This window comes from Mycobacterium sp. 852002-10029_SCH5224772, from assembly GCF_001667315.1.
Taxonomy (GTDB): domain Bacteria; phylum Actinomycetota; class Actinomycetes; order Mycobacteriales; family Mycobacteriaceae; genus Mycobacterium.
In genome coordinates this window covers 1-801 of sequence record NZ_LZHT01000129.1, presented here as the reverse complement: position 1 = coordinate 801, position 801 = coordinate 1, and the positions used below count along the sequence as shown (strand labels likewise).

The following is an 801-nucleotide window of genomic DNA, read 5'->3' as shown; positions in this document are numbered from 1 at the left end:
CACCGCGGCGCGCCTGGCCAAGGGCCAGGGCGTGCCCATCTCGACGATCTCGTTCGGAACCAAGGGCGGTGAGATCGAGATGGACGGGCAGCGCGTCGCGGTCCCGGTGTCGACCGACCAGATGAAGACGATCGCCAGACTCTCCGGCGGGCAGCCCTACACCGCCACCAACCTCGGCGAGCTCGAAAAGAGCTACAACGCGATCGAGAACGAGATCGGTTACCGCACGGTGCCGGGCCCGGGCAGCGCCGGCTGGCTGCGCCTCGGGGTGCTGGCCGCACTGATCGCGACCGCGTTGGCGCTGTTGATCAATCGGCGCCTGCCGACCTAGCGCGTATCAGGCGGGCAGCCGGCGGTTCAGCAGCAGGCCGGCCAGCACGGCGCCGGCCATCACGACGGCACCGAGCAGCATCCAGGCCAGGCTGGCATCGCCCTTGACGGTTTCGTAGCCGATCTGGCGCTGCAGCGTCGTGTACACGTTCTCCAGCGAGTCCAGGCTGTCGGCGTGGAAGGCCTGGCCGTCGGTGATCTCGCCGATCTTCTGCAGGGTCTGATCGTCCACCGGAACCGGAATGGTGGCGCCCTCGTAGTCGACGGTGCCGTACGGGGTGCCGAACGAGATCGTCGAGATCTGCACGCCCTGGCCCTTGGCGGCCCGGGCCGCGGTGAACGCCCCCTGCGGGGCGTTGGGGTCCAGCGGCACGTTCTCGGCGCCGTCGGACTCCAGCACGATGCGGGCCGGCGGCGGGTTGTCGCCGCCGGTGACCGCCGTCGCACCGATCGCGTGCAGGGCGGTGAAGA

At 70.0% G+C, this 801-nt stretch carries 2 pseudogenes; one reads left to right on the top strand and one right to left on the bottom strand.

Annotated elements, in window-relative coordinates:
* A pseudogene (locus tag A5775_RS22485) lies at positions 1-331 on the top strand (hypothetical protein); the annotation flags it as partial.
* 6 nt (positions 332-337) lie between these two features.
* Here the strand turns inward: A5775_RS22485 and A5775_RS22480 are convergent.
* Positions 338-801: pseudogene (locus tag A5775_RS22480) on the bottom strand (hypothetical protein); the annotation flags it as partial.